This is a genomic window from Rhodococcus indonesiensis, assembly GCF_047782815.1.
Taxonomy (GTDB): domain Bacteria; phylum Actinomycetota; class Actinomycetes; order Mycobacteriales; family Mycobacteriaceae; genus Rhodococcus; species Rhodococcus indonesiensis.
The window spans coordinates 3,754,226-3,780,654 of record NZ_CP180630.1 but is presented as its reverse complement, the minus strand read 5'-3'; the positions used below and the strand labels follow the sequence as shown (position 1 = coordinate 3,780,654).

The following is a 26,429-nucleotide window of genomic DNA, read 5'->3' as shown; positions in this document are numbered from 1 at the left end:
GTGCCGGCGTGGTGGGCTCCCTTCGGCTGGCGGGAGCCCACCACGTTCCGGCAGGTGAGGCCCGTAAAGGTAACGTCGCGGGCGTCTCGGTGGATGAACGGGTGGCGGCTACCGGCCGGTACGGTCCCGCCGAGGGCGCCGGGCGCAGTGACTATGCTTGATCGTTCGCGCGCGCTGGCAACGGAATCGAAGCGAAGGATGTGGGCACCTACATGCGGTCTTCTCGACACGACGGCAGTCCGGGCGAGAGCGATCCGGCGATCGCTCCGGAGCCGTCCGCCGGGAGGCACCGCGAACGCCCTGCCCGCAGCCGCCGTCCGTCCCCGGCCCGCCCCCAGCGCGGCGCCCGTGCCCGCAGCCAGGTGGTCCTGTTGCCCCAGCTGCTGACGTCGACCGTCGAGGAACGCGGCGACCATCCGGCGGTCGTCACGCCCGGCGGAACGGGCCTCACGTACCGGGAGTTGGACGCGAGGTCGTCGCAGTTGGCGCGAGTGCTGATCGCCCGGGGCGTCGGGCCCGGCGACGTGGTGGCCGTTGCCGTGCCGCGCTCGGTGGAGTCCGTCCTGTCCGTCTGGGCGGTCGCCAAGTCGGGCGCGACCTTCCTGCCCGTGGATCCGAAGTACCCCGCCGAGCGGGTTCAGCACATGGTGTCCGACTCGGGTGCGGCCGTCGGACTGACCCTGGCCGCCTTCGCCGGCGCTCTCCCGGGATCGACGCAGTGGACCGCGCTCGACGATCCCGGCGTGGCCGCCGACATCGCGGCCCGTCCCAGCCACCCGGTGTCGTACGCCGACCGGCTCCGCCCCCTGTCGGAGCTGCATCCGGCGTGGATGATCTACACGTCGGGATCGACGGGCCTGCCCAAGGGCGTCTCCGTCCCGCACAGCGGCATCGCCGCTCTGATCACCGCGGAGCGTGAGCACTACCGGGTCACCGCGGACGCCCGGGTGCTGCACATCTGCTCGCCCAGCTTCGACGTGTCGATGCTTGAGCTGCTGACCACGTTCGGTGCCGGCGCGACCCTCGTGGTCTCGCCGCCGGCGATCGTCGGCGGCACGGACCTGTCGGAGCTGCTCGCGGCCGAGCGCGTCACCCATACGTTCATCACCCCGGCCGCCCTCGGGTCGGCGGACCCTCGGGGGCTCGACGACCTGCGCGTGGTCGTGGTGGCGGGGGAGAGCTTCGGACCCGATCTCGTCGAACGGTGGGCCGCGCCCCACCGCGACTTCTTCAACGGCTACGGCCCGACCGAGGCGACCATCCTCGCGGTCAGCAGCGCCGCCCTGCACCCGGGTGACCCGATCCGCATCGGTACCCCGATCCCCGGTGTGGGGGCATACGTGCTCGATACGCACCTGCGGCCGGTCCCCGCCGGCGTCACCGGCGAGCTGTACCTGGCGGGCGCACAGCTCGCGCTCGGATATCACGCCCGGCCGGGTCTGACCGCCGACCGGTTCGTCGCCAACCCGTTCACCGAGGGCGGGGCGCGCATGTACCGCACCGGCGACCTCGTGCGCCGCGACGACGGCGGTGCGATCGAGTACCTCGGCCGCTCCGACTTCCAGGTCAAGATCCGCGGCTACCGCATCGAACTCACCGAGATCGACGCGGTCCTCGTCCGGCACCCGGACGTCGAGTTCGCCACCACCGTGGGCCGCCCGCTGCCGTCCGGGGAGACCGCGCTCGTATCCTACGTCGTACCGGCAGGTGCGGCCGCGGACCTCGACACCGGGGCGCTCGTCGAGTTCGCGGCCGGCTTCCTGCCCGACTACATGCTCCCGGCGGCGGTCGTCCCCATCCCCGAGGTGCCGCTCAATCCCGTCGGCAAGCTCGACCGCGCGGCCCTTCCCGACCCGGTCTTCGCGGTCCGCGAGTACCGGGCGCCGCAGACGCCGACCGAGCAGGCCGTCGCCGAGGTCTTCGCCGACGTCCTCGGCGTCGAGCGAGTCGGCCTCGACGATTCCTTCCTCGACCTCGGCGGCAACTCGCTCGTCGCCACCCGGCTCGTCGCCCGGCTCGGCGCGGTCCTCGACACGCGGGTGCCGGTGCCGCTGGTGTTCGAAGCCCCGACGGTGCAGGCGCTCGCCGACCGGCTCGAGGCGCAGGCCGGGTCCGGGGCCGTGGCGCTCGTCGCCCGCGAGCGCCCCGAGCAGGTCCCGTTGTCGCTCGCCCAGCAGCGGATGTGGTTCCTGAACCGTTTCGCGCCCGAGTCGGCGGTCGACAACATCCCCGTCGCGATCCGTCTCACGGGACACCTCGACGTCGATGCTCTGCAGGGTGCGGTCGCCGATCTCGTCGCCCGGCACGAGTCGCTGCGGACGGTGTACCCGGAAATCGACGGCGACGGCTACCAGGTGGTGCTGCCGGCGGCCGAGGCCGTCCCGGATCTCACGCCCGTCGACGTCGCGGTCGAGGACGTTCCCGCCCGGGTTCTCGAACTGGCCGGCACCGGGTTCGACGTCACCGCCGCCGTGCCGTGGCGCGTCGCCCTGCTGCGTCTCTCGGCCGAGGAGCACGTACTCGTCGTCGTCGTGCACCACATCTCCGGCGACGGCTTCTCCATGACGCCGCTGACCCGCGACATCGTCGCGTCCTATCGGGCGCGTACCCGCAACGAGCCGAACCCGTTGCCGCCGTTGTCGGTTCAGTACGCCGACTATGCACTCTGGCAGCGGGAGGTGCTCGGCGACGAGGACGATCCCGAGTCGGTGCTGTTCCGGCAGCTCGCCTACTGGCGAGCGCAGCTCGCGGACCTGCCGGAGGAGCTCGGCCTCCCGGCCGACCGCCCGCGCCCCGCCGTTTCCTCCAATCGTGGTGCCGCCCTTCGTTTCCCGATCGACAAGGAAGTGCACGCCGCGCTCGCCGAGCTGGCCCGCACCCACAACGCGAGCGTGTTCATGGTGGTGCACACGGCACTGGCCGTGCTGCTGGCCCGTCTGTCCGGCACCGACGACATTGCCGTCGGCACCCCCGTCGCGGGCCGCGGCGAGGCTGCTCTGGACGACGTGATCGGCATGTTCGTCAACACGCTGGTGCTGCGCACCGCCGTCGCGCCGGATGAGTCGTTCGCCGACCTGCTCGCCCGGGTACGCGGCACCGACCTCGAGGCGTTCGCGAATGCAGACGTGCCGTTCGAACGACTCGTCGAGGTACTCGACCCGTCCCGCTCGCAGGCAAGGCACCCGCTGTTCCAGGTGATGCTCACCTTCCAGAACCTGCCGCAGTCCACCCTCGAGCTGCCGGGTCTGCGCATCTCCGGTGTCGAATTCGACACGGCGATCGCGAAGTTCGACCTGCAGGTCACCGTCGCCGAGCAGGTCTCGGACCGCGGCGCGCCGGGCGGGATGACAGTCGAACTCGCCTACGCCACCGATCTTTTCGACGCCGACACCATGCAGTCCTTCGCCGACCGGTTCACCCGGATCCTGCGCGGGGCCGCCACGTCCGCCGCCACCCCGATCGGCATGCTGCCGTTGCTCGGCGACGCCGAGGCCGAGCGGATCCTCACCGAGTGGAGCAGTCTCGGACCCGGCGCCCGGGTGCCGGCCGAGGCGACCCTCGTCGACCGTTTCGACGCCGTCGTCCGCCGCAGCCCCGACGCCCCGGCCGTCACGTTCGCCGGGCGCACCCTGACGTTCGCCGAGCTCGACGCGCGGGCCAACCGCCTGGCCCGGCGGCTCGTCGCGGCCGGAGCCGGCCCGGAAGAGCTCGTCGCCGTCGCGCTGCCCCGGTCGGCCGACCTGATCGTGGCGCTGCTGGCGGTGCTCAAGTCGGGTGCCGCGTATCTGCCCACCGACACCACCTATCCCGCCGAGCGCCTGCGGTACATGCTCGAGGACGCCCGGCCGCGCTGCCTCCTCACCGACGCAGGTGGTGACCTGCCGGACCTCGGCCTGCCACGGGTGCACGTCGAGGACGACGACCCGCACGCCCCGAGCGGGCCCGTCACCGACGCCGAGCGGATCGCGCCGCTGCGCGCGGACAACCGTGCGTACGTCATCTACACCTCCGGCTCGACGGGCCGCCCGAAAGGCGTCGCGGTCACCCACCTCAACGTGCTGACCCTGTTCGCCAACGCCGAACCGCTGTTCGGGTTCGGCTCCGACGACGTGTGGACGCTGTTCCACTCCTACGCGTTCGACTTCACGGTGTGGGAGCTGTGGGGACCGCTCCTGTACGGCGGCCGGCTGGTCGTCGTCGACTACCTCACGTCGCGCTCGCCCGAGCAGTTCCTCGAGCTGCTGCGGGCCGAGCGGGTCACCGTGCTGAACCAGACCCCCTCAGCGTTCCTCCAGCTCGACGAGGCCGACCGGGTGGCATCGGTGGAGCGCCCCGACGGCGGTCCGCTCGCCCTGCGCTACGTCGTGTTCGGCGGCGAGGCCCTCGACCTCGGCAAGCTCGGGGGCTGGTACGGGCGGCGGCCTGTGGCACCGACTCTGGTCAACATGTACGGCATCACCGAGACCACGGTCCACGTGTCGTTCCTGGCCCTCGACCGCGGTGCCGCCCGCGCCGGCGCCGCCAGCCGGATCGGCCGCTCGCTGCCGGGTCTGCGGCTGCGGGTGCTCGACCGGCTGCTGCAGCCCGTCCCGGTGGGCGTGCCGGGCGAGGTGTACGTCTCGGGCGATCAGCTCTCGCGCGGCTATCTCGGCCGCCCGGGGCTGACCGCCGCACGGTTCGTCGCCGACCCGTTCGGGTCGGGCCGGCTCTACCGCACCGGCGACGTCGCCCGGTGGAACGCCGACGGTGAACTCGAGTACGCCGGGCGCAGCGACGCGCAGGTGCAGTTGCGGGGCTTCCGCATCGAGCTCGGCGAGGTCGAGGCGGCGCTGATGCGTGCCGACGCGGTGGCCCAGGCGGTCGCCGTGGTCCGCGACGACGGCCTCGGCGATCGGCTCGTCGCATACGTGGTGCCCCGCGCCGGTGAGGACCTCGACGTGGCCCGCGTGCGCGAGCAGCTCGGTGTCTTCCTCACCGGCTACATGGTTCCGGACGTCGTGGTCGTTCTCGACGAGCTGCCACTCACCGTCAACGGCAAGCTCGACCGGCGCGCCCTGCCGGTGCCCCAGGCAACCACCACGGCGGGCACGCGCCGCGAGCCGGCCACCGACGCCGAACGCGCCGTCGCGCAGGTCTTCGCCGACGTGCTCGGCGTCGAGGGGATCGGGGCGGACGACTCGTTCTTCGACCTCGGCGGCAACTCGCTCATCGCGACGCGGGTGATCGCGCGGGTCAACGAGTCGCTGGGAACCGCCCTGGCGATCCGGGAGCTGTTCGAGGCGCCGACGGTCGCCGAACTCGCGGTCCGGGCCGACGCGCACGCGGAGTCGGCGCCCCGGCCCGCGCTGACCGCCGGCCCCCGCCCCGACCGGGTGCCGCTCTCCCTCGCCCAGCAGCGCATGTGGGTGCTCAACCAGCTCGATCCCGCGTCCGCGAGCTACAACATCCCGCTCGCGATCCGGCTGCGCGGCCGCCTCGACACCGCGGCCCTCACCGCGGCGGTGCGCGACGTGATCGAGCGGCACGAGTCGCTGCGCACCCGGTACCCGCAGGACGAGACGGGGCCCTACCAGCACATTCTCGACGCCGGCGCGGTCGTGCCCGCGGTGGTGCCGGTCGAGGCGGCGTCCGAGCAGGAGGCGCTCGCCGAGGTCGTCGCCCTCGCCGCGGAAGGATTCGACGTCTCGTCGCAGGTGCCGGTGCGCGGCCGGATCGTCTCGGTCGGCGCCGACGACCACGTGCTCGCCCTCGTCGTCCACCACATCTCCGCCGACGGTGCGTCGCTGGCGCCGCTGGCGCGGGACCTGATGACCGCCTACGCGTCGCGGTTGTCGGGCGATGCCCCCGCCTGGGCGCCGCTCGAGGTGCAGTACGCCGACTACGCGCTCTGGCAACGCCGGGTCCTCGGCGACGCCGACGACGCGCAGTCACCGGCCGGTGCCCAGCTCGACTACTGGCGTTCGCGCCTGACGGGCGTGCCCGAACTCCTCGATCTGCCCACGGACCGCCCCCGGCCGCCACAGCCGTCGCTGCGCGGCGGCACGGTAGCCGTGCAGGTCGACGAGCACACCCGGCAGCGGCTCGACGCACTCGCGCTCGAGCATCGGGCCTCGCTGTTCATGGTGGTCCACGCGGCGCTCGCGGTGCTGCTGGCCCGCCTCAGCGGGACCCGTGACATCGTCGTCGGCACCGCGGTAGCCGGCCGCGGCGACCGACGCCTCGACGACCTGGTCGGGATGTTCGTCAACACTCTCGCGCTGCGTACGGACGTCGACCCGGCGGCGACCTTCGCCGAGCTGCTCGACCGGGCCCGCGCCGTCGACCTCGAGGCGTTCGGTCACGCCGACGTGCCGTTCGAGCGGGTGGTCGACGATGTGGTGGCCGCGCGCTCTCCGGCCCGGCATCCCGTCTTCCAGACAGTGCTGTCGTTCCAGAACACCGAGGCAGCGCGGCTCGAACTGCCGGATCTCACCGTCGAGGCGCTCGACGGCGGTGAACTCGCCGCCAAGTTCGACCTGCAGGTGACCGTCGATCCGCGTGAGCACCCGGGCGGCTCGGCCGCCGGCATGCACGTCGGGTTCACCTACGCCGTGGACCTGTTCGACGCCGGCACCGTCGCCACCTTCGCCGAACGCTTCGTGACCGTCCTGCGCGCCGTCGCGGCGAGCCCTCGGGCCGTGGTCGGGGACATCGATATCCGTACCGAGACCGAGCGCTCGGCGCCCGCGGACATCGAGCCCGAACCGGTGGCGGCCCCCGACCGGGTCGAGCGGACCGTGCCGCAGGAGTGGCAGGTCGCCGTGGAGTCCGACCCGGAGGCCCCGGCGTTCGTCGCGGACGGCACCGAGGTCACCTATCTCGAGCTCGACCGCCGGTCGTCGCAGTGGGCCCGGCATCTCATCGCCCAGGGTGTCGGACCCGGCGACGGTGTCGCGGTCGCCGCGCCGGCCGGACCGGAACTGATCACCGCGCTCTGGGCGATCACGAAGGCGGGCGCTGCGATCGTGCCTGCTGTCTCCGGCTCCACCGCGGCCGCGCAGACGCCCGAGCTCGGGTTGGCGACGCACGGGGCGGACGTCCGGCCGTCGGCCGCCGCGCGCTGGCTGTACCTCGACGACCCGGCGACGGCGGCCACCGTGGCAGCGCTGTCCACCCGTCCGGTCGACTACTCGGAGCGGGTCCGGGTCCTGCAGCCGCAGCACCCCGCGCTGCGGGTGGCCGACCGTGTGGTCGACCACGGCGAACTGGTCGCCCTGGCCCGCGGCGGAGGGGCGGCGGGGAAGCTGGACTACGAGTCGCGGTTGCTGGTGTGCGACGGTACGGCGGAGCAGTGGCGCGTCTTCGCGATCCTGACGGCCGGGATCGCCGGTGCGGTGGTGGTCGTGGCCGAGCCGGACGCCGACCTCGCCGCCGTGGTGTCCGACGAGTGGGTGACCCACGCATTCGTCCCGTCTTCGCTGGTAGAGGCGTTGAACGACGCGCCCGCCGAGGACCTCCGGGTCGTGGTCGTCACCGACCGTGACGAGGTTCCCGCGGGTTCCGCCGCGGCGGGTGACGAGTGGGCGACCGTGGCCGCCGTCGACCCGTGGAGTATGCGGAACTGAATACCGGCCGGTAGATTGCCTGCGGGCGGGACGAGTTCTCCATTCTCTTCCCGCGTGTGGAAGGAGCTGTTCCGTAGTGCAACGCAGGAGCCCGGTCCGGGCAGATCGAGGTCCGGGCGCGTGAGGCGGGAGTCGGGGGTGCGGCGCCGGGAACGGGGCCGTTCGCGTAGCCGGGCCGCGCGTGTGGCACCGCTGCCGACTCTGCTGACGTCTGCGGTGGAACTGCGCGGCGACCACCCGGCGGTGGTGTGTGCCGCCGGGGGCGGCTCCCTGTCGTACCGGGAGCTGGACGAGACGTCGTCGCGATGGGCACGGTGGCTGATCGGTCGCGGCGTCGGGCCGGGTGACGCGGTCGCGGTGGCGATACCCCGTTCCCTGGAGTCGGTGCTCGCGCTGTGGGCGGTGGCGAAGTCGGGGGCGACGTTCGTCCCTGTCGATCCGCGCTACCCGGTCGAGCGGGTGGAATTCATGCTGGCGGACTCCGGCGCAGCCTTGTGCATGACGGTGAACGACTTCTCCGCGGCCGTGCCGGCCGGAGTCGAACAGGTGCGGCTCGACGACGCGGCGACGGCCGGACAGGTCGAGCAGTTGCCCGGGCATCCGATCTCGTACGCCGACCGGACGCGCGCGCTCGAGGGCCTGGACGTCGCATGGATGATCTACACGTCCGGCTCCACAGGCCGCCCCAAGGGCGTCGCTGTCACGCACGCGGGCATCGCCGGCGTGATCTCCGCCGAGCGTGAGCACTACGAGGTCGATGCGGACGCGCGGGTGCTGCACGTGTGCTCGCCGAGCTTCGACGTCTCCCTGCTCGAGTTGCTGACCGGGTTCTCCGCGGGTGCGACGGTCGTGGTGGCGCCGGCGTCGGTGGGCGGCGGCGCCGACCTGGCCGAGGTGCTGACGGCCGCTGCGGTGACGCACGTGTTCATCACCCCGGCGGCGCTGAGTTCGGTGGATCCCGCGGGGCTGACGGACCTGCGGGTCGTAGTGGCAGCCGGCGAGGCCTTCGGGCCGGAACTGGTGAACCGCTGGTCGGCTCCCGGCCGGCGGTTCTTCAACGCGTACGGGCCGACGGAGGCGACGATCCTGGCCACCAGCAGCGCGCCGCTGGTGGCCGGCGAGCCGATCACGATCGGCACCCCGATCCCGGGAGTGGGCGCGTACGTCCTCGACGGCCGGTTGCGGCCGGTGCCGCCGGGGGTGGTCGGTGAGCTGTATCTGGCCGGCGCTCAGGTCGCGCGCGGCTACCACCGTCGACCGGGGCTGACGGCGGAGCGGTTCGTGGCCGATCCGTTCGGGTCGGATCCGGGCACCCGGATGTACCGGACCGGGGACCTGGTCCGTCGCGCGGCCGACGGCCCGATCGAGTACCTCGGGCGCAGCGACTTCCAGGTCAAGATCCGCGGGTTCCGGGTGGAACTGGGGGAGGTCGACGCGGCTCTGACGGCGCGGCCGGACATCGAGTTCGCGGCGACCCTCGGCAAGGTGCTGCCGTCCGGGGAGGCGGCACTGGTCTCGTACGTGCTGCCGGTGGCCGGAACCCGGCTGGAGGTGCCGGCGGTGCTCGCCGGGTTGGCGGAGACGCTGCCCGCCCACATGGTGCCGGCCCTGGTGACGGTCCTCGACACGGTGCCACTGACGCCGGTGGGCAAGCTCGATCGCGCGGCGTTGCCCGAACCGGTGTTCGCCCAGCGGGAATACCGGGCGCCGCGCACCCCGGTCGAGGAGACCGTCGCGTCGGTGTTCGCCGAGGTGCTCGGTCGCGAGCGCATCGGACTGGACGATTCCTTCCTCGAGCTGGGTGGGAATTCTCTGCTGGCAACCCGGCTGGTGGCGCGCCTGGGTGCAGCCCTGGAGACCCGGGTGCCGGTGCCCGCGGTGTTCGAGGCGCCGACGGTCGCCGCGTTGGCGGCCCGGCTCGAGTCGGGTGGCCTTGCGGTCCGGGCGGTTCCGTTGGCGGCGCGGGAACGCCCGGACCACGTACCGCTGTCGTTCGCACAGCAGCGGATGTGGTTCCTCAATCGGTTCGATCCGGCCTCCGCGGCCGACAACATCCCGGTGGCGATCCGGCTGACGGGCCGACTCGACGTCGATGCCTTGCGAAAGTCCGTGTTCGACATCGCAACCCGGCACGAGATCCTGCGCACCCGGTATCCGGAGCGGGACGGGCTGCCGTACCAGGCGATCGTTCCCGTCGCCGGGTACACCCCCGACTGGGCGTCGGAGTCGGTGCGTCCGGCGGATCTGGCGGACCGCATCGCCGACGTGGTGGCCACCGGATTCGACGTGACCACCGAAGTGCCGTTCCGGGTGCGGCTGTTCCGCGTCGCGGACGACGAACACGTGCTCGTGTTCGTTGCCCACCACATCAGCGCCGACGGCTGGTCGATGACGCCGCTGACCCGAGATCTGATGACCGCCTATGCCGCGCGTGCCGCCGGCGGGGAACCCGCATGGGAACCGCTGCCGCTGCAGTACGCGGACTTCGCGCTGTGGCAGCGCGAGGCGCTCGGATCGGAGGGCGACGCCGGCAGTCCACTGGCGGCGCAGGCGCAGTACTGGCAGCGGGTCCTCGAGGATCTGCCCGAGGAGTTGCACCTGCCGGCCGACCGCGCCCGCCCCCCGGTGCAGTCCTTCGCCGGCGGCCGGATCGCCTTCGACATCGACGCTCCGACGCATCGGCGGGCGGCGGAACTGGCGCAGCAGAACGGGTCGACCCTGTTCATGGTCCTGCACACCGCACTCGCAGTGTTCCTCGCCCGGATGTCGTCGTCGCACGACATCGCCGTAGGTACCGCAGTCGCCGGCCGCGGTGACGCCGCGCTGGACGACATGGTCGGCATGTTCGTCAACACCCTGGTGTTGCGGACCCGGGTCGATCCCGGGTCCGGGTTCGCGGACCACCTCGCCCGAGTCCGCGACAACGACCTCGAGGCGTTCACCCATGCCGAGATCCCCTTCGAACGAGTCGTGGAACTGCTCGCTCCGGAACGTTCGACCGCGCGGCACCCGCTGTTCCAGGTTGCCCTCGCGCTCGAGAACCTCCCCCCCGCGGGGCTCGAACTACCGGGCCTGAGCCTGGCGGCGGTGCCCTTCGAGGTGACCACCGCGAAGTTCGACCTGTCGTTGACCCTGCGCGAACGCACGGACCTCGACGGGAAACCCGCGGGAATGTCGGCGGAGTTCGTGTTCGCGCGGGATCTCTTCGACGACGAGACCGTGGCCGGATTCGCGCGACGGTTCGTGCGGTTGCTGGCCGCCGCCGTGGTGGACCCGGCCGTGCCGGTCGGCGACCTGGCGCTCCTCACCGGCGACGAGGCCGCCCGGCTCACGCGTGCCCCGGACGCCGTGCCGGGCGGTGCCCGCACGCTCGCCGAGATCCTGACCGCGGCGGTTTCCCGCGACCCCGCCGCGCCGGCCGTCCGGTACCGCGGCCGGACGATCACCTACCGCGAACTCGACGAGTCGTCGTCGCGGCTCGCACGAGAGCTGGCAGCACGGGGCATCGGCCCCGACGATGTCGTGGCCCTGGCGTTCCCGCGTTCGTACGAGATGGTGCTCGGGGTGTGGGCGGTCGCGAAGGCCGGCGCCGCACACCTTCCGGTGGACCCGTCCTATCCGGTGGACCGGGTCCGGTACATGCTCGCCGATTCCGGTGCGGCGGTGTGCCTCACCACCACCGAGTACGCCTCCGCGCTGCCCGACTCCCCGCCCCGGCTGGAACTGGACGATCCCGAGTTCGCGCGGGTCGTCGCGACGCGATCCGCCGCCGGGACGCCCGAGCGCGTCCGGCCCCTGTCGGTGCAGCACGCGGCATACGTCATCTACACGTCGGGGTCGACCGGGCAGCCCAAGGGAGTGGTGGTCACCCACGCGGGCCTCGACCCGCTGCTCGACGCCGCCGTCACGCTGTACGGCGTGACGTCACGGGCGCGCTTCCTGCACGTGTGCTCGCCGAGCTTCGACCCTTCGGTGCTCGAATGGATGGTCGCGTTCTCCCAGGGGGCGACGCTGGTCGTGGTGCCGTCCACGATCGGCGGCGGACCGGAACTGGCGGAACTGATCCGAGCCGAACGGGTCAGCCACACCATCGTCACCCCTGCCGTCCTCGGGACAGTCGATCCGTCGGGCCTCGAGAGCCTAGAGGCCGTCTCGGTCGGCGGGGACGTGACAACGCCGCACCTGCTGGCGCGGTGGGCGCCGGGGCGGAAGTACTTCAACGGCTACGGGCCGACGGAGACGACGATCATCTCCTCGTTCGCGCGGCTGCAGCCCGGCCGTCCGGTCACCGTCGGCCGGCCCGTCCCGGGAGTGTCCGCACTGGTGCTGGACTCCCGGTTGCGGCCGGTGCCACCCGGCGTCGCGGGCGAGCTGTACCTGGCCGGGACCGCCCTCGCCCGGGGATACCACCGGCGCAGCGCCCTGTCGGCCGCACGGTTCGTGGCGAATCCGTTCGGGACGCCGGGCACGCGGATGTACCGGACCGGTGACACGGTGCGCTGGCGCGGCACCGGTGAGCTCGCCGAGCTGGAGTACCTCGGGCGCGGCGACTCGCAGGTCAAGCTGCGTGGATTCCGGGTCGAGCTCGGAGAGATCGACGCCGCGCTCGAGCGGGATCCGTCGGTCGCGCAGGCAGTTACGGTGCTGCACACCGATCCGCACGGCGGGGACAGGCTCGTCGGCTACGTCGTCGGAGCGGCCGGCGCCGCACCCGACCCGGCGCATCTGCGCGAGTTCCTCGCCAGGACGCTGCCGCACCACATGGTGCCCGGCCACGTCGTCGTGCTCGACGCCCTGCCCCTCACCGCCGGAGGCAAGCTGGACAGGCGGGCACTGCCGGTGCCGCAGCCCGAATCGGCCGAGTACTGCGCCCCGGCGACGCCCGACGAGCAGGCGGTCGCAGACGTGTACGGCGCCGTGCTCGGGGTCGAGCGGGTCGGCCGCGCCGACGACTTCTTCGCGCTCGGCGGCAACTCGCTGCTCGCGATGCAGGTGGTCGCGCGGCTCGATGCCGCCCTCGGTGTCCGGGTGCCGGTGCGGACGTTGTTCGAGGCGCCGACGGTGTCGGCCCTGGCGGCGCGGATGGGGGACCCGGTCGCCGTCCCGTCCCGGATGCCGCTGCGGCACCGGCAGCGCCCCGAGCGGATTCCGCTGTCGCTCGCGCAACGACGGATGTGGTTCTTCAACCGGTTCGATCCGGACTCCGCCGCCTTCAACATCCCGCTCGTGCTGCGACTGACCGGCGAGCTGGACGTGCCCGCCCTGCAGGCGGCACTGCGCGACCTGCTCGCACGGCACGAGGCGCTGCGCACCGTCTTCCCCGACTCCGGTTCCGGACCGTTCCAGGTGATCGTTCCGGTCGAGGACGTGCCCCTCGATCCGGCGGCGCACGACGTGACCGAGGACGAGCTGCCCTCGCGGATCGCCGCACTCGTCTCCCGCGGGTTCGACGTCACCACCGCGGTACCCGTCCGGGCGGCCCTGCTGCGCCTCACCGACCGGGACCACGTGCTGGTCGTCGTCGTCCACCACATCGCCGGCGACGGCGGATCCCGGGCCCCGATGGCCCGGGACCTGGCCACCGCGTACCTGGCCCGCAGAGCGGGCGTCGAGCCGGGGTGGGAACCCCTGCCCGTCCAGTACGCCGACTACGCGTTGTGGCAACAGGATGTGCTGGGATCCGAGGACGATCCCGATTCGCTGCTCTCGCGTCAGATGCACTACTGGACCACGGCCCTGGCGGGTCTGCCGGACCTGCTGGAGCTGCCCACCGACCGTCCGCGGCCCGCTGTGCAGACCGGCCGCGGCGCGAGCGTGGACTTCACGCTGGACGAGTCGTCGGCCGCCCGGCTCGATCGGCTCTCGCGGGACCACGGGGTGACGTTCTTCATGCTCGTGCACGCCGCGCTCGCGGTCCTGCTGGCCCGCCTGTCCGGCACCGACGACATTCCCGTCGGGGCGCAGGTCGCCGGCCGCGGCGAGGAGGCACTGGACGATCTCGTGGGGATGTTCGGCAACACCCTCGTGCTGCGCACCCGGATCGACCCGGATGCCACCTTCGCCGAGGTCCTCGCCTCCGTGCGAGAGGTCGACCTCGCCGCGTTCGGCAACCCCGACGTGCCGCTCGAACGTCTCGTGGAGGTCCTCGACCCCATCCGGTCCACCGCGCATTCGGCGCTGTTCCAGGTGCTGCTCGTGGTGCACAACTTCGCCCGTTCCGAGATCGCACTGCCGGACCTGCAGATCGCGCCGGTCGCAACGCCCCCGGGCGGCGCCAAACTCGATCTCGAGATCCACCTGACCGAGACGCGCGACGAGCAGGGGCGCCGAGAGGGGATCTCCGGATCCGTCGTCTACGCCTGCGACCTGTTCGACGAGGACACCGTGCGGACGTTCGCTGCGAGACTCGTGTCGATCCTGGAGGTGGCGGCGGCTGATCCGGGCGTCGCGGTCGGCGGCATCGACCTGCGAACGGTGGAGGAACGCGCCCGGCTCGACGAGCTGAACCGGACGGCTGCGCCGCTCGGCGACCGCTCGGTTCTGGACGCGTTCACCCGGCAGGTCCGGCGCACCCCGGACGCGACGGCAGTCGTCTTCGAGGACACCGCGCTGACCTACGCGCAGTTCGCCTCCCGGGTGGATCGGCTCGCGAGGCGCCTCGTCGCGTGCGGCGTCGGCCCCGAGCGTCTGGTCGGTGTCCACATGAGCCGATCGGTCGAGATGATGGTCGGCATCTATGCGGTGCTCCGGGCCGGTGGCGGGTACGTGCCGCTCGACCCGGAACATCCCGCCGAGCGAACGGCGTACGTTTTGGACACCGCCCAGCCGGTGGTGGTGCTGACCACGACACACGACCGGGACACGCTCCCCGATACCGTCCCGGCCCTCGTGGTCGACGAATCGGACGTCGCACCGGCGCCGGCCACCGAGTTCGCCGACCACGAGCGCCTGGCGCCGCTGCACGAGGCGCACGTCGCCTACGTGCTCTACACCTCCGGGTCGACCGGCCGCCCCAAGGGCGTGGCCGTGACCCACGGCGCCGTCGTGAACCAGATGACGTGGATGCGCGAGCGCTACGAACTCGGCATCGGGGACACGGCCCTGCAGAAGACCCCGGTCACGTTCGACGCGTCGGTGTGGGAGCTGTTCTTCCCGTTGCAGGTCGGTGCACGACTCGTGATCGCGGCACCGGGAGGCCATCGCGACCCGGACTACCTCGTCCGCCTCTCGCGGCAGTGGGCGGTCTGCATCCTCGAGTTCGTCCCGACGATGCTCGCCCTGTTTCTCGCGGATCCCGACCTCGAACTTCCGGCGACGCTCGAGTACCTGTCCGTCGGGGGCGAGGCGCTGCCCGGCGAGCTCGCGGCCCGGTTCGCCGAGCGTTCGGATGCGCTGCTCGACAACACCTACGGCCCGACCGAGGCAACCGTCACCGCGACCGTGCTGCGCTGCGCCGGCCGTCGCACCGATGCCGGCACCGTTCCGATCGGCCGCCCGATCCGCAACACCACCGCCTACGTTCTCGACGAGCGGCTGAATCCGGTGCCGATCGGGGTACCGGGGGAGCTGTATCTCGGTGGGGTGCAACTTGCCCGCGGCTACCACACCCGTCCGGATCTCACGGCGGAACGGTTCGTCGCGTACCCGGGCGGGACGCGGATGTACCGCACCGGTGACCGAGTCCGATGGTTGCGGGACGGAACCCTGGAGTTCCTGGGCCGCAACGACTTCCAGGTGAAGGTGCGCGGCCTGCGGATCGAGCTGGGGGAGATCGAGGCAGCACTTCTGGCGCAGCCGGAGGTGGCGCAGGCCGCCGTGACCGTCCACGACGGGACCCACGGTCCGCAGATCACCGCGTACGTCGTGCCGGTGGACGGTGCCGCGGCCGACGGCGGCGCCGTTCGTGCGGCCGTAGGACGCGTGCTGCCGCGGTACATGGTGCCCGACGTGGTGACCGTGCTCGGCACGCTCCCGCTCACCACCTCCGGGAAGGTGGATCGCCGGGCCCTGCCCGAACCCGTCCCGGCCGTCCGGGAGTTCCGCCCGCCCGCGACCGCGGTCGAAAAGGCCGTGGCCTCGGTGATCGGGGAGGTGCTCGGTGCGGAGCGGCTCGGGCTCGACGACGACTTCTTCGCTCTCGGCGGGAATTCGCTGATCGCCACGCGCGTCGTCGCCCGCCTCGGAGCGGCGCTGCATGCGTCGGTCCCCGTGCGCGTGATCTTCGAGGCATCGACGATCGAGTCGCTGTCGGCAGCCGTGGGACGCTACATCGGGTCCGGCGGCTCGCCCGCCCTGGCCGCCCGGCCGCGTCCGGAGCGGATTCCGCTGTCGCCCGCCCAGCAGCGGATGTGGTTCCTCAGCCGGTTCGAGGCGACCGCCGCGGCCTACAACATTCCGATGGCAGTGCGGCTGACCGGCCGACTGGATCCGGCGGCGTTGCAGTCGGCGGTCGCCGATGTCGTCGTCCGCCACGAGGTCCTCCGGACCTTCTACCCCGAGGTCGACGGGGTGCCGGTCCAGCAGATACTGCCCGCCGGCGCGGGTGCGCCGGCCCTGCACCCGACGGACGTCGACGAACCGGCACTCCGCGCTGCCGTCCGGTCGGCGGCGGCGACCCGGTTCGACGTCACCGGGTCCGTGCCGGTCCTCGTGCGGCTGTTCCGGTTGTCCCCGGCCGAACACGTCCTGCTCGTCGTGGTGCACCACATCGCCGCCGACGGATATTCCGTGGCGCCCCTCGTCCGGGATCTCGCCCTCGCGTACAGCGCGCGACAAGAGGGGCGCGAACCCGCGTGGCAGCCACTTCCCGTGCAGTACGCGGACTACACCCTGTGGCAGCGGGACATCCTGGGCAGCGAGAGCGACCCGGAGTCGCGCGTCTCCCGCCAGCTCGCCTTCTGGGCCGACGAACTGGCCGATCTGCCCGATCAGTTGCCGGTGCCCACGACCCGTCCGCGGCCTCCGGTGCAGTCCTATCGGGGCGACCGGGTTCCCGTCACGATCGACGCGGATCTGCACGGCAGGGTGGCGGCACTCGCGGCAACAACGAGGACGACGCCGTTCACCGTCGTGCACGCGGCCTTCGCCGTGCTGCTGGCCCGGTTGTCCGGCACCGAGGACATCGCCGTGGGCACCCCGGTGGCCGGTCGAGGCGAGGCAGCCCTCGACGACCTGATCGGGATGTTCGTGAACACCCTCGTGTTCCGCACCCGAGTCGACCCGGCTGTCTCCTTCACCTCGCTCCTCGCGCAGGCCCGGGAGAAGAACCTCCAGGCCCTGGCCCATGCGGACGTCCCGTTCGAACAGCTCGTCGAGGCGCTGGCGCCGGCCCGGTCCATGGCGCGGCATCCGCTGTTCCAGGTGGGCCTGTCGTTCCAGAACCTCGGCACGGTCGATTTCGAACTCGCCGGACTGACGGCGGCCCGGTTCGACATCGCGGGGGAGATCGCCCAGTTCGACCTGCACCTGATCGTCGGTGACAGCTACGGGGCGGACGGGACGCCGGCGGGGATCGGCGGGCATCTGTCGTACGCCACCGATCTCTTCGACGGACATGCGGCCGCGTCCGTCGTGGACCGGTTCGTCCGGATCCTGGGCGAACTGGTCTCGGCTCCCGACCGCGCGGTCGGCGACGCCGACCTCCTCGGCGCCCGGGAACGGCAGGCGCTGCTCGAGGCGGCGAACGACACCCGCGTCGACATCGCGGCCGGCGACTGCCTTCCCGATCTGCTCGGACGCCAGGTACGCGAACGCCCGGGCGCGGTCGCGCTCGTCGGGGACGGGGTGCAGTCGACGTTCGGTGAACTCGGTGCCCGCGTCGCCCGGCTGGCCCGCGCGCTGGTGGCGGAGGGTGTCGGACCGGAGGTCCGGGTCGGTCTGCTGATCCCCGGATCGGTGGATCTCGTCGTCGCGATGTACGCGGTCGCCGCCGCAGGCGGCGCGTACGTTCCGCTCGATCCGTCGCTTCCGGTCGCCCGGCTGACGCGCATGGTCGCGGCGGCGCGACCGGCGACGGTGCTCGTGTCTGCGGCATCCGCAGGCGTCGCGAGCGCGGTTGTGCCGGAGCCGGTCCGGGTTCTCGATGTCTCGAGTGTGGACCTGTCGCAGTACTCGGCCGCCCCGGTGACCGACGCCGACAGGACCGCGCCGCTGCATCCCGCGAACCTCGCCTACATCCTGTTCACGTCGGGATCGACGGGGGTGCCCAAGGGTGTGGCGGTGGACCACGGGGCGGTGGTCAACCAGTTGCGTTGGCTGCATGCGGAGTTCAGGTTCGGTCCGGGGGAGGTGACGGTACAGCGGACCGTTGCCACGTTCGACCTGTCGGTGTGGGAGTTCTGGGGCGCCACGACGTGCGGTGGCCGGCTGGTGGTCGCCGATCCCGAGGCCCGCCGCGATCCGGTCCGCTTGCTGGCGCTCGTCGAACGCGAAGCCGTCACGACGCTGTACCTGGTTCCGTCCCTGCTGAGCGCCCTGATCGCTGTTGCAGACGGACAGTTGCCGACCTCGGTGCGACGGGTGCTTTCGATCGGGGAGACGCTTCCGGGGGCTGTCGCCGGGGCGTGCGCCCGGTCGAGCCGGGCGGAACTCGTCAACCTGTACGGACCCACCGAGGCGGCCGTGTCGGTGACGGCGCACCGGGTCACGCCCGCGGACACCGAGCAGGTGCCGATCGGAGTGCCCGAGTGGAACACCCGCGTGTATGTACTCGACCGGCGGCTGCGACCCGTGCCGGCCGGAGTGACCGGAGAGCTCTACCTGGCGGGCCGGCAGCTCGCGCGGGGATACAGCGGAAGCCCCGGGGTGACCGCGGACCGATTCGTTGCCGACCTCTTCGGGGCCGGGGGACGTCTGTACCGTACCGGCGATCTGGCCCGGTGGACCGCTGCGGGCGTCCTCGAGCACGTCGGGCGCGGAGACTCCCAGGTCAAGCTGCGCGGATTCCGGATCGAGCTCGGGGACATCGAAGCGGCGCTGCTGCGTCTGCCCGTCGTGTCGGCCGCGGTCGCGACAGTGCATCAGGACGCGGCGACCGGTGCGCGAATCATCGCGTATGTCGTTGCTGCACAGTCGGAATCGGACTTCGACGCGGCGTCCCTGCGGGGCGTGCTCGCGGACGAGCTGCCGAACTACATGGTGCCGGCCTCGATCGTGCGCCTGGACCGGCTCCCCGTCGGCGCGACGGGCAAGGTCGATCGTGGCGCGCTGCCCACGCCGATGCCCGAGCGGGCGTCCTACCGAGCTGCGGCGACACCCGTCGAGCGCGCGGTGGCGCAGGTGTTCGCGGACGTCCTCGCCGCGGACCGGGTCGGATCCGACGACGACTTCTTCGTTCTCGGCGGATCCTCCCTCGTGGCCGTGCGGGTGACCCGCGAGCTCACGCGCCGACTCGATCGTCCGGTCCCACTCGAATGGGTCTTCGCTCATCCGAAGGTGGCCGACCTTGCGGCCCGGATCGAGCGGTCGGTGGGGGAGCGGTCGGCGGCGAGCGAAGCCGCCGACTCGGCCCTGGCCGTTCTGCTTCCTCTGCGGGAGGGTGAGGAGGGACGCGATCCGGTGTTCTTCGTGCACCCGGTGATCGGCCTCGCCTGGAGCTTCGCGTCGCTCGCCGGGTACGTCGAGCCCGGCCGCGCGGTCTACGGATTGCAGTCCCCGGCACTGTCGGGTGAGTCGGACCTACCGGATTCGATCGAGTCCTGGGCGGCTCGGTACGTCTCGGAGGTCCGGCGGGTCCACCCGGACGGTCCCTTCCATCTGGTCGGGTGGTCCCTCGGCGGCGTGATCGCGCACGAGATGGCGGTCCAGCTCCAGCGGGCCGGACTCGAGGTCGGTTCACTCGTGCTCCTCGACTCCTACCTGCCCGACGCCGTGCGCTCCCCGGTCGATCCGGTCTCGGTGGCGGCAGCGGCTCTGAACGCGAGCCACGGCGGCGGACCCGGTGGGGTCGAGGACGGTCTCGATGTGCTCGCCGACGACATCGACCCGGATCTGACGGCGTCCGTCCTGACGAGCATCGAGCGCTCGTTCGATGCGCTCGAGGGGCATGTTCCGGGCCGGTACGACGGGCGCATGCTGTTCGTCGGCGCCGCGCCGCACACCGCGTCGGACGGGGGCCGGGACTGGGCGCCCTACGTCGCGGACGAGGTGCATCGGCACGATCTCCCCGTCTCGCACTGGGAGATGACCGGGCCGGGTGCGTGCACTCGTCTCGGACCGCTGTTGGCAAGCTGGACGTCGGTCGGCTCCTGCCCGGAATGCGGGTGCGCCGCGCGGTGACTCGGAGGTGTCGGGCATTGCGCACGAGCGGTCGGCAGGCGGTCGTCGTGTCCGAGATCACATCGAACACCCCGGAGTGAATTGTCCAATCCTTGGACGAAATGGAGAGAGTGTCGGTACTCGGTCCGTAGCGGTCATGGAGGCCGTCGGATCGAACCGGCGGGACGGCGAGGAACTCTTCCAAGCCGGGTTCCGGCTCCGTATTCCGAAACCGCAGGTGTCGAGTCTTTCCTGTGGGGCAGTCGAAGACTCCCCGGATGCGGGTCGGGGGTACGGGCGCCTTCGGAAGCGGCGCTGCGGCGTGCGACGAATCGGGCATTCGGATGTGCCGGCGCTTCCGGCGGGACGGGCCACGCGCTGTCCGGAATGCCGGTCTACCCTTCGGTAACTTAGTTTCTGGACGTACGAACAGGTGGCACGGTTTGTTTTCGTGTGGAATGGTGGCGAAGTGCTCTCGAGCCGGGAATCGTCGGGGTTCCGGTGCGCGAGACGACAGCGAAGCGGTGTCCGTCGGGGAGGGCGGGTGTCGCCGCAGTTCGTGACACCCCGACCGTGATCGGAACCGGTATGCGCACGCGCACAACGGATCCGGAATTCGGAGGGGACAGCCGATGAAGGTGATCGACCGAACCGCCCGTGGGAAGCTCCGCGCTTCGCGGCGCCGGCCGCCCATGACGATGCTGCCGCACCTGCTGTCGGCCGCCGTCGAACGCGACCCCGGCGCCCCGGCCCTCACGGCCGGGGAACACACCCTCACCTATCGGGAGGCCGACGCCGAATCGTCCCGACTCGCGCGCCTGCTCATTGCCCGGGGCATCGGCCCCGAGGACCGCGTCGCGGTGCTCCTCACCCGCTCGATCCGGTCCGTTCTCGCCGTCTGGGCGGTGGCCAAAGCCGGCGCCGCGTTCGTCCCGGTGGACCCGCTCTACCCGGCCGATCGCGTCCGGTACATGCTGTCGGACTCCGACGCCCGTCTCGCCCTCACGGTGGGCGCACACCGAGGGGTCGTTCCCGACGGGTTCGACACCGTCGTCCTGGACGAGCCCGAGGTCCGGAGGGAACTCGACGCCTGCCCGGCAGACCCGCTCACCTTCGTCGACCGCGTACGCCCGCTGCGCGCCGAGCATCCCGCATACGTCATCTACACCTCGGGCTCGACGGGACACCCGAAAGGGGTGGTGGTCACCCACACCGGACTCGCGGCCTTCTGCGCCGAACAGGTCGAGCGCTACCAGCTCACCCCCGCCGCCCGCACCCTGCATTTCGCGTCCCCCAGCTTCGACGCGTCGGTGCTCGAACTGTTGCTCGCCGTCGGATCCGGATCGACGATGGTCGTCGCGCCGCCGTCCGTGTACGGCGGCGACGAACTGGCCGAGCTGCTGCGGAGGGAACGGGTCACCCACGCGTTCGTGACGCCGGCCGCCCTCGCGTCGGTGGATCCCACCGGACTGGACGACCTGGAGACGGTGGTGGTCGGCGGCGAGGCGTGCCCTCCGGACCTGGTGGCGCGCTGGGCGTCCGGCCGCCGGTTCCACAACGGGTACGGGCCCACCGAGACCACGATCATGACGAACATCTCCGGGCCGCTCGAGCCCGGGGAACCCGTCACCATCGGCAGGCCCGTTCGTGAAGCCGCTGCCCAGATCCTCGACATCCGCCTGCGGCCCGTGCCGGCAGGCACGGCCGGCGAGCTGTACCTGACCGGATCCGGCCTCGCCCGCGGGTATCACGATCGCCCCGGACTGACGGCCACCCGCTTCGTCGCCGCCCCCGACGGCGCCCGGCGGTACCGCACCGGCGACCTGGTGCGGTCCCCGCGTTCGGCGCGAGAAGGCATCACGTACCTGGGCCGCAACGACTTCCAGGTCAAGGTGCGTGGCTTCCGCATCGAGCTCGGCGAGATCGACGCGGCATTCGCCGCGCATCCCACCGTCGACTTCGCCGCCACCGTCGGTCACCGGGGCGCGACGGGGGACACCCGCCTCGTCACGTACGTGCACGCCGCCGCCGGTTCCGCGCTCGACGTCGCCGTGCTCACCGCGTTCGTCGCCGAGCGGTTGCCGGCCCACATGATCCCGTCGTCGGTGATCGCGCTGGAGACCATCCCGCTCACGCCCGTGGGCAAGCTCGACCGGGCGGCTCTGCCCGAGCCCGAGATCGCGTCGGCTCCGTACCGAGCGCCGGCCTCCGCCGCGGAGGTGGCCGTCGCGGAGGCGTTCGGCGACGTGCTCGGGGTGCAGCGGGTCTCGGTCCACGACGACTTCTTCGACCTCGGCGGCAACTCGCTGCTCGCCACGCGCGTGATCGGCCGGATCAGGGCAGCGCTCGGGGTCACCGTCTCGGCCGCCGACCTGTTCGACGCCACCACCGTCGAGGCGCTCGCAGCCCGGGTGGCGGCCGCGCCGACGGCCGCCCGCGCCCTGCTGCCGCGCCGCCCGCGACCCGATCGGATCCCGCTCTCTCCGGCGCAGCAGCGCATGTGGTTCCTCAACCGCCTCGACCCGGACTCGGCGGTGTTCAACATCCCGCTCGCCGTCCGGTTGTCCGGCAGGCTCGACGTCGACGCGATGCGAACGGCGGTGCGGGACGTCGTCGCGCGGCACGAGACGCTCCGGACGGTGTACCCCGAGGTCGACGGCGTCGGCGAGCAGCGCATCCTCGACGTCGGCGACGTCCCGCTCGACCTCGGGCCCGAGGACGCGACCGACTCCGACGCCCCCGCCCGGCTCGCCGGTTTCGTGGGAAGGCGGTTCGACGTCACCGGAGAGGTTCCCGTACGAGCCCGGCTCTTCCGCCTCGCCGACCACGAGCACGTGCTTGCCGTGGCCCTCCACCACATCGCCGGGGACGGCTCGTCGCTGGGTCCGCTCGTCCGGGACCTCGTCACCGCCTACACTGCACGCTCGACGGGCCGGGAACCGGCGTGGGAACCGCTGCCCGTCCAGTACGCCGACTACACCCTGTGGCAGCTCGACGCCCTCGGCGACGAGGACGATCCCCGCTCGGGCACGGCTCGGCAGCTGGCCTACTGGCGGCGCGCCCTCGACGGCATCCCCGAACACCTCGAACTCGCCACGGACCGGCCCCGGCCCGCCGTCGTCGGTCATGCGGGGGACCGGGTCTCGGCGCACGTCGACGAGGCCACCTACGACGCGATCAGCGCGCTCGCCCGCGAGCGCGGCGTGACACCCTTCATGGTGCTGCACGCCGTCCTCGCGGCGCTGCTGGCGCGAGTGTCGAACACGCACGACGTCGTCGTCGGCACCCCCGTCGCGGGGCGCACGGCCCCCGAACTCGACGGGCTGATCGGCATGTTCGTCAACATGCTCGCACTGCGGACCGACGTCGACGCCGCCACCTCGTTCGCGACGCTGCTCGAGCAGGTCCGCGACACCGACCTGCAGGCGTTCGCGCACGCCGACGTCCCCTTCGAACGCCTCGTCGAGGTGCTCGACCCGGTCCGGTCCACCGCACGCCATCCGATCTTCCAGGTCGGGTTCTCCTACCAGAACTTCGCCCAAGAAACCCTCGAGCTGCCGGGCCTGCGGATCACGCCGGTCGAGAGTGATTCGTACGCAGCGCGTTTCGATCTGCACGTCACAGTGGTCGATCACGCCGCGGGCGGCGGACCCGGCGGTTTCGACATCGAATTCGGTTACGCTACCGACCTGTTCGACGCACCGTCGATCCAGCGCCTGCTCGCGCGGTATCTGCGGATACTCCGGGCGGTCGTCGCCGACCCCTCTGCCGTCGTCGGCGACATCGACCTGCACGACTCTGCGGAACTGGCCGAGATGATGCGGGCGTGGGAAGCCGAACAGGCCGACCTGTCCGCCGGCCGGACCCTCGTCGACCTGTTCGACGAGCAGGTCGCGGCCACCCCGAACGCCCCCGCCCTCGTGTTCCGCGGCGGCACCCTCACCTATCGGGACTTCGATGCGCGGGTCAACCGGCTCGCCCGTCACCTCGTGACCCAGGGCGTGGGGCCGGAATCCACAGTGGCTCTCTGTATCCGGCGTTCGGTCGACCTCGTGGTGGCGATGTACGCCGTCGCCAAGGCCGGCGGCGCCTACCTGCCCCTGGACCCCGACCACCCCGCGGCCCGCAACCGGTACATCCTCGATGCGGCGGCCCCGCAGTGCGTGCTGTCGACCACCGGGGACCGGGTCGACGCCCTGGCGGGCCGGACGGTGCTCGACGTCGACCGCCTCGACCTGAGCGACGTCGATCCCACACCGCTCGCCGACACGGATCGGCGGGCACCGCTGCGCGCCGCGAACACCGCGTACGTCATCTACACCTCCGGCTCGACCGGACGCCCGAAGGGCGTGGCGGTGCCGCACGAGGCGATCGTCAACCAGATCGCCTGGAAGCGGGCGCACTACGATCTCGGTCCCGACGACGCGGTACTGCTCAAGACGGCCGCGACCTTCGACCTGTCGGTGTGGGAGTTCTGGTCCGCACTCACGTGCGGCGCCCGGCTGGTGATCGCCGCCCCCGACGGTCACCGTGACCCGTCCTACCTCAACGACGTGATCCGCCGTGAGAAGGTCACGACCCTGCACGTGGTGCCGTCAATGCTCGAGGCGCTGCTCGAGGACTCGGCCGGCGCGCTGCCCGCCACCTTGCGCCGTGTCCTCGCCATCGGTGAGGTACTGCCCGCCCCGACGGCGCGACGCGCGCTCGGCGCCTCGAGTGCGGACCTGGTGAACCTGTACGGCCCGACGGAGGCGGCGGTCTCCGTGACCGCCCACGCGGTCACCACGCCGACGCTCACCTCCGTGCCCATCGGCGACCCGGTCCCCAACACCCAGACGTTCGTCCTCGACGAACGGATGCATCCCGTGCCGCCGGGCGTGGCCGGTGAGATGTACCTCGCCGGCGTGCAGCTCGCCCGCGGGTACCTGGGCCGTCCCGGCCTGACCGCCGAGCGGTTCGTGGCCAACCCCTTCGGTGACCCGGGCACCCGCCTCTACCGCACCGGGGACGTGGTGCGGTGGCGCATCGACGGCGACGGCCGCGGCACCCTGGAGTACCTCGAGCGCGCCGACTTCCAGGTCAAGGTGCACGGGTTCCGGATCGAACTCGGCGAGATCGAGGCCGCGCTGCGCGCCCACCCGGCGGTCCGCGACGCCGCGGTCGCCGTCCACGGCGGGGACCGGCTGGTGGCCTTCGTGGTTCCGACCGCCGGGCGGATCGACGTGGCCGGCCTCCGCGCGTCGCTGGCCGAGACCCTGCCCTCCTACATGGTGCCCGCCGGCGTCGTCACCCTCGATGCGCTGCCGCTGAACCCGCACGGCAAGCTCGACCGTGCGGCCCTCCCCGAGCCGGTGATCGCCCCGCGGCGCCACCGACCGCCGCGCACTCCGCTCGAGACGGAGGTCGCCGCCGCCTACTGCGAGGTTCTCGGGCCGGCGGGGGACGCCGGCGAGTTCCGAGTCGGTCTCGACGACGACTTCTTCGACCTCGGCGGCACGTCGCTGAGCGCGGTGCGGGTGATCGCCCGGCTGCGCGAACGCACGAACCTGCCGGTGTCGTTGCAGTGGATGTTCCTCACCCCCACCGTCGAAGCCCTCGCCGCCCGGATCGAGGGATCCGCCGGCGACCCGGTTGATCACACCGTCGGGTTCGACGCGGTGCTGACGTTGCGCCCGGGCGGTGCCGCCGAGCCGGTGTTCTGCATCCATCCGGTGATCGGTCTGTCGTGGAGCTTCGCGGGCCTGGCCCGCCACCTCGACCCCGAGCGGGCCCTCTACGGTCTGCAGTCGCCGGCCCTGCGCGACGACGAACCGCTGCCCGAGAGCATCGACGCGTGGGCCGCGGGGTACGTGGACCGGATCCGGCGGATCCAGCCCGCCGGGCCCTACCATCTCGTCGGCTGGTCGCTCGGCGGCATCATCGCCCACGCCGCCGCGGTCCGGCTGCGGGCGGACGGCCACGAGGTCGCCACCCTCGCACTGCTCGACGCGTACCCACCCGCCGCACCCGTCGAGACGGTCCCGTCCGCGGTCAGCGTCGCCGACCTGCTCGGCGCCATCGGAACCGACGTCGGGGCCGGCCTCGACCCGGCGCAGTTCACTCCCGAGCAGGCATTGGAGCTGGTCGCCGACCTGCCGGCCCCGTTCGACGCGCTGACCCTGCCCCGCCTCGAGCGCATCTTCGAAGGCGTGCGCCTGTCCTACCGGCTGCTCGCCGAGCACCGGCCCGCCCGCTTCGACGGGGACCTGCTGTTCTTCGCCGCGAGCGAGGACGGAACCTCGGCGACCCGCGCCGCGCAGCAGTGGCGGACGCACGTCACCGGCACGCTGGCGGTCGAATCGGTCCAGGCCACCCACTGGAAGATGACGTCGCAGGATGCCGTCGCCCGGATCGGGCCGGTGCTCGACCGCTGGGTCGGGGGCGGCCGCTGACCCGTACCCCTCGTCGTCCGCCTGCTGGTCGCGGGGTGTGATCCGCGGCCGACCTCGCGGTTTCGACCGTAACGAAGCGTCAGGCCCCCCGATGGTCTAATGGGGCTGGCGCGTGCCACCCTGCACTGTCGTGTGCAGG

General features: G+C 72.2%; 3 protein-coding genes. All 3 read left to right on the top strand.

The annotated features are described in order from the left end of the window. Nucleotides 1-212 precede the first annotated feature (212 nt). Entirely contained in the window at nucleotides 213-7,604 is a 7,392-nt protein-coding gene (locus ACM26Y_RS17415) for an amino acid adenylation domain-containing protein (RefSeq protein ID WP_416061457.1), read from the top strand. A 183-nt stretch (nucleotides 7,605-7,787) separates the two neighbouring features. Next, complete coding sequence (locus ACM26Y_RS17410; RefSeq protein ID WP_416063701.1) at nucleotides 7,788-19,880, top strand: amino acid adenylation domain-containing protein; 12,093 nt, start codon at nucleotides 7,788-7,790, stop codon at nucleotides 19,878-19,880. 617 nt (nucleotides 19,881-20,497) lie between these two features. Further along, entirely contained in the window at nucleotides 20,498-26,290 is a 5,793-nt protein-coding gene (locus ACM26Y_RS17405) for an amino acid adenylation domain-containing protein (protein ID WP_416063700.1), read from the top strand. Nucleotides 26,291-26,429 lie beyond the last annotated feature (139 nt).

Bases quoted from the DNA above. Each gene is read 5' to 3' on its own strand.
- ACM26Y_RS17415 (WP_416061457.1), top strand. From the start codon at position 213: ATGCGGTCTTCTCGACACGACGGCAGTCCGGGCGAGAGCGATCCGGCG.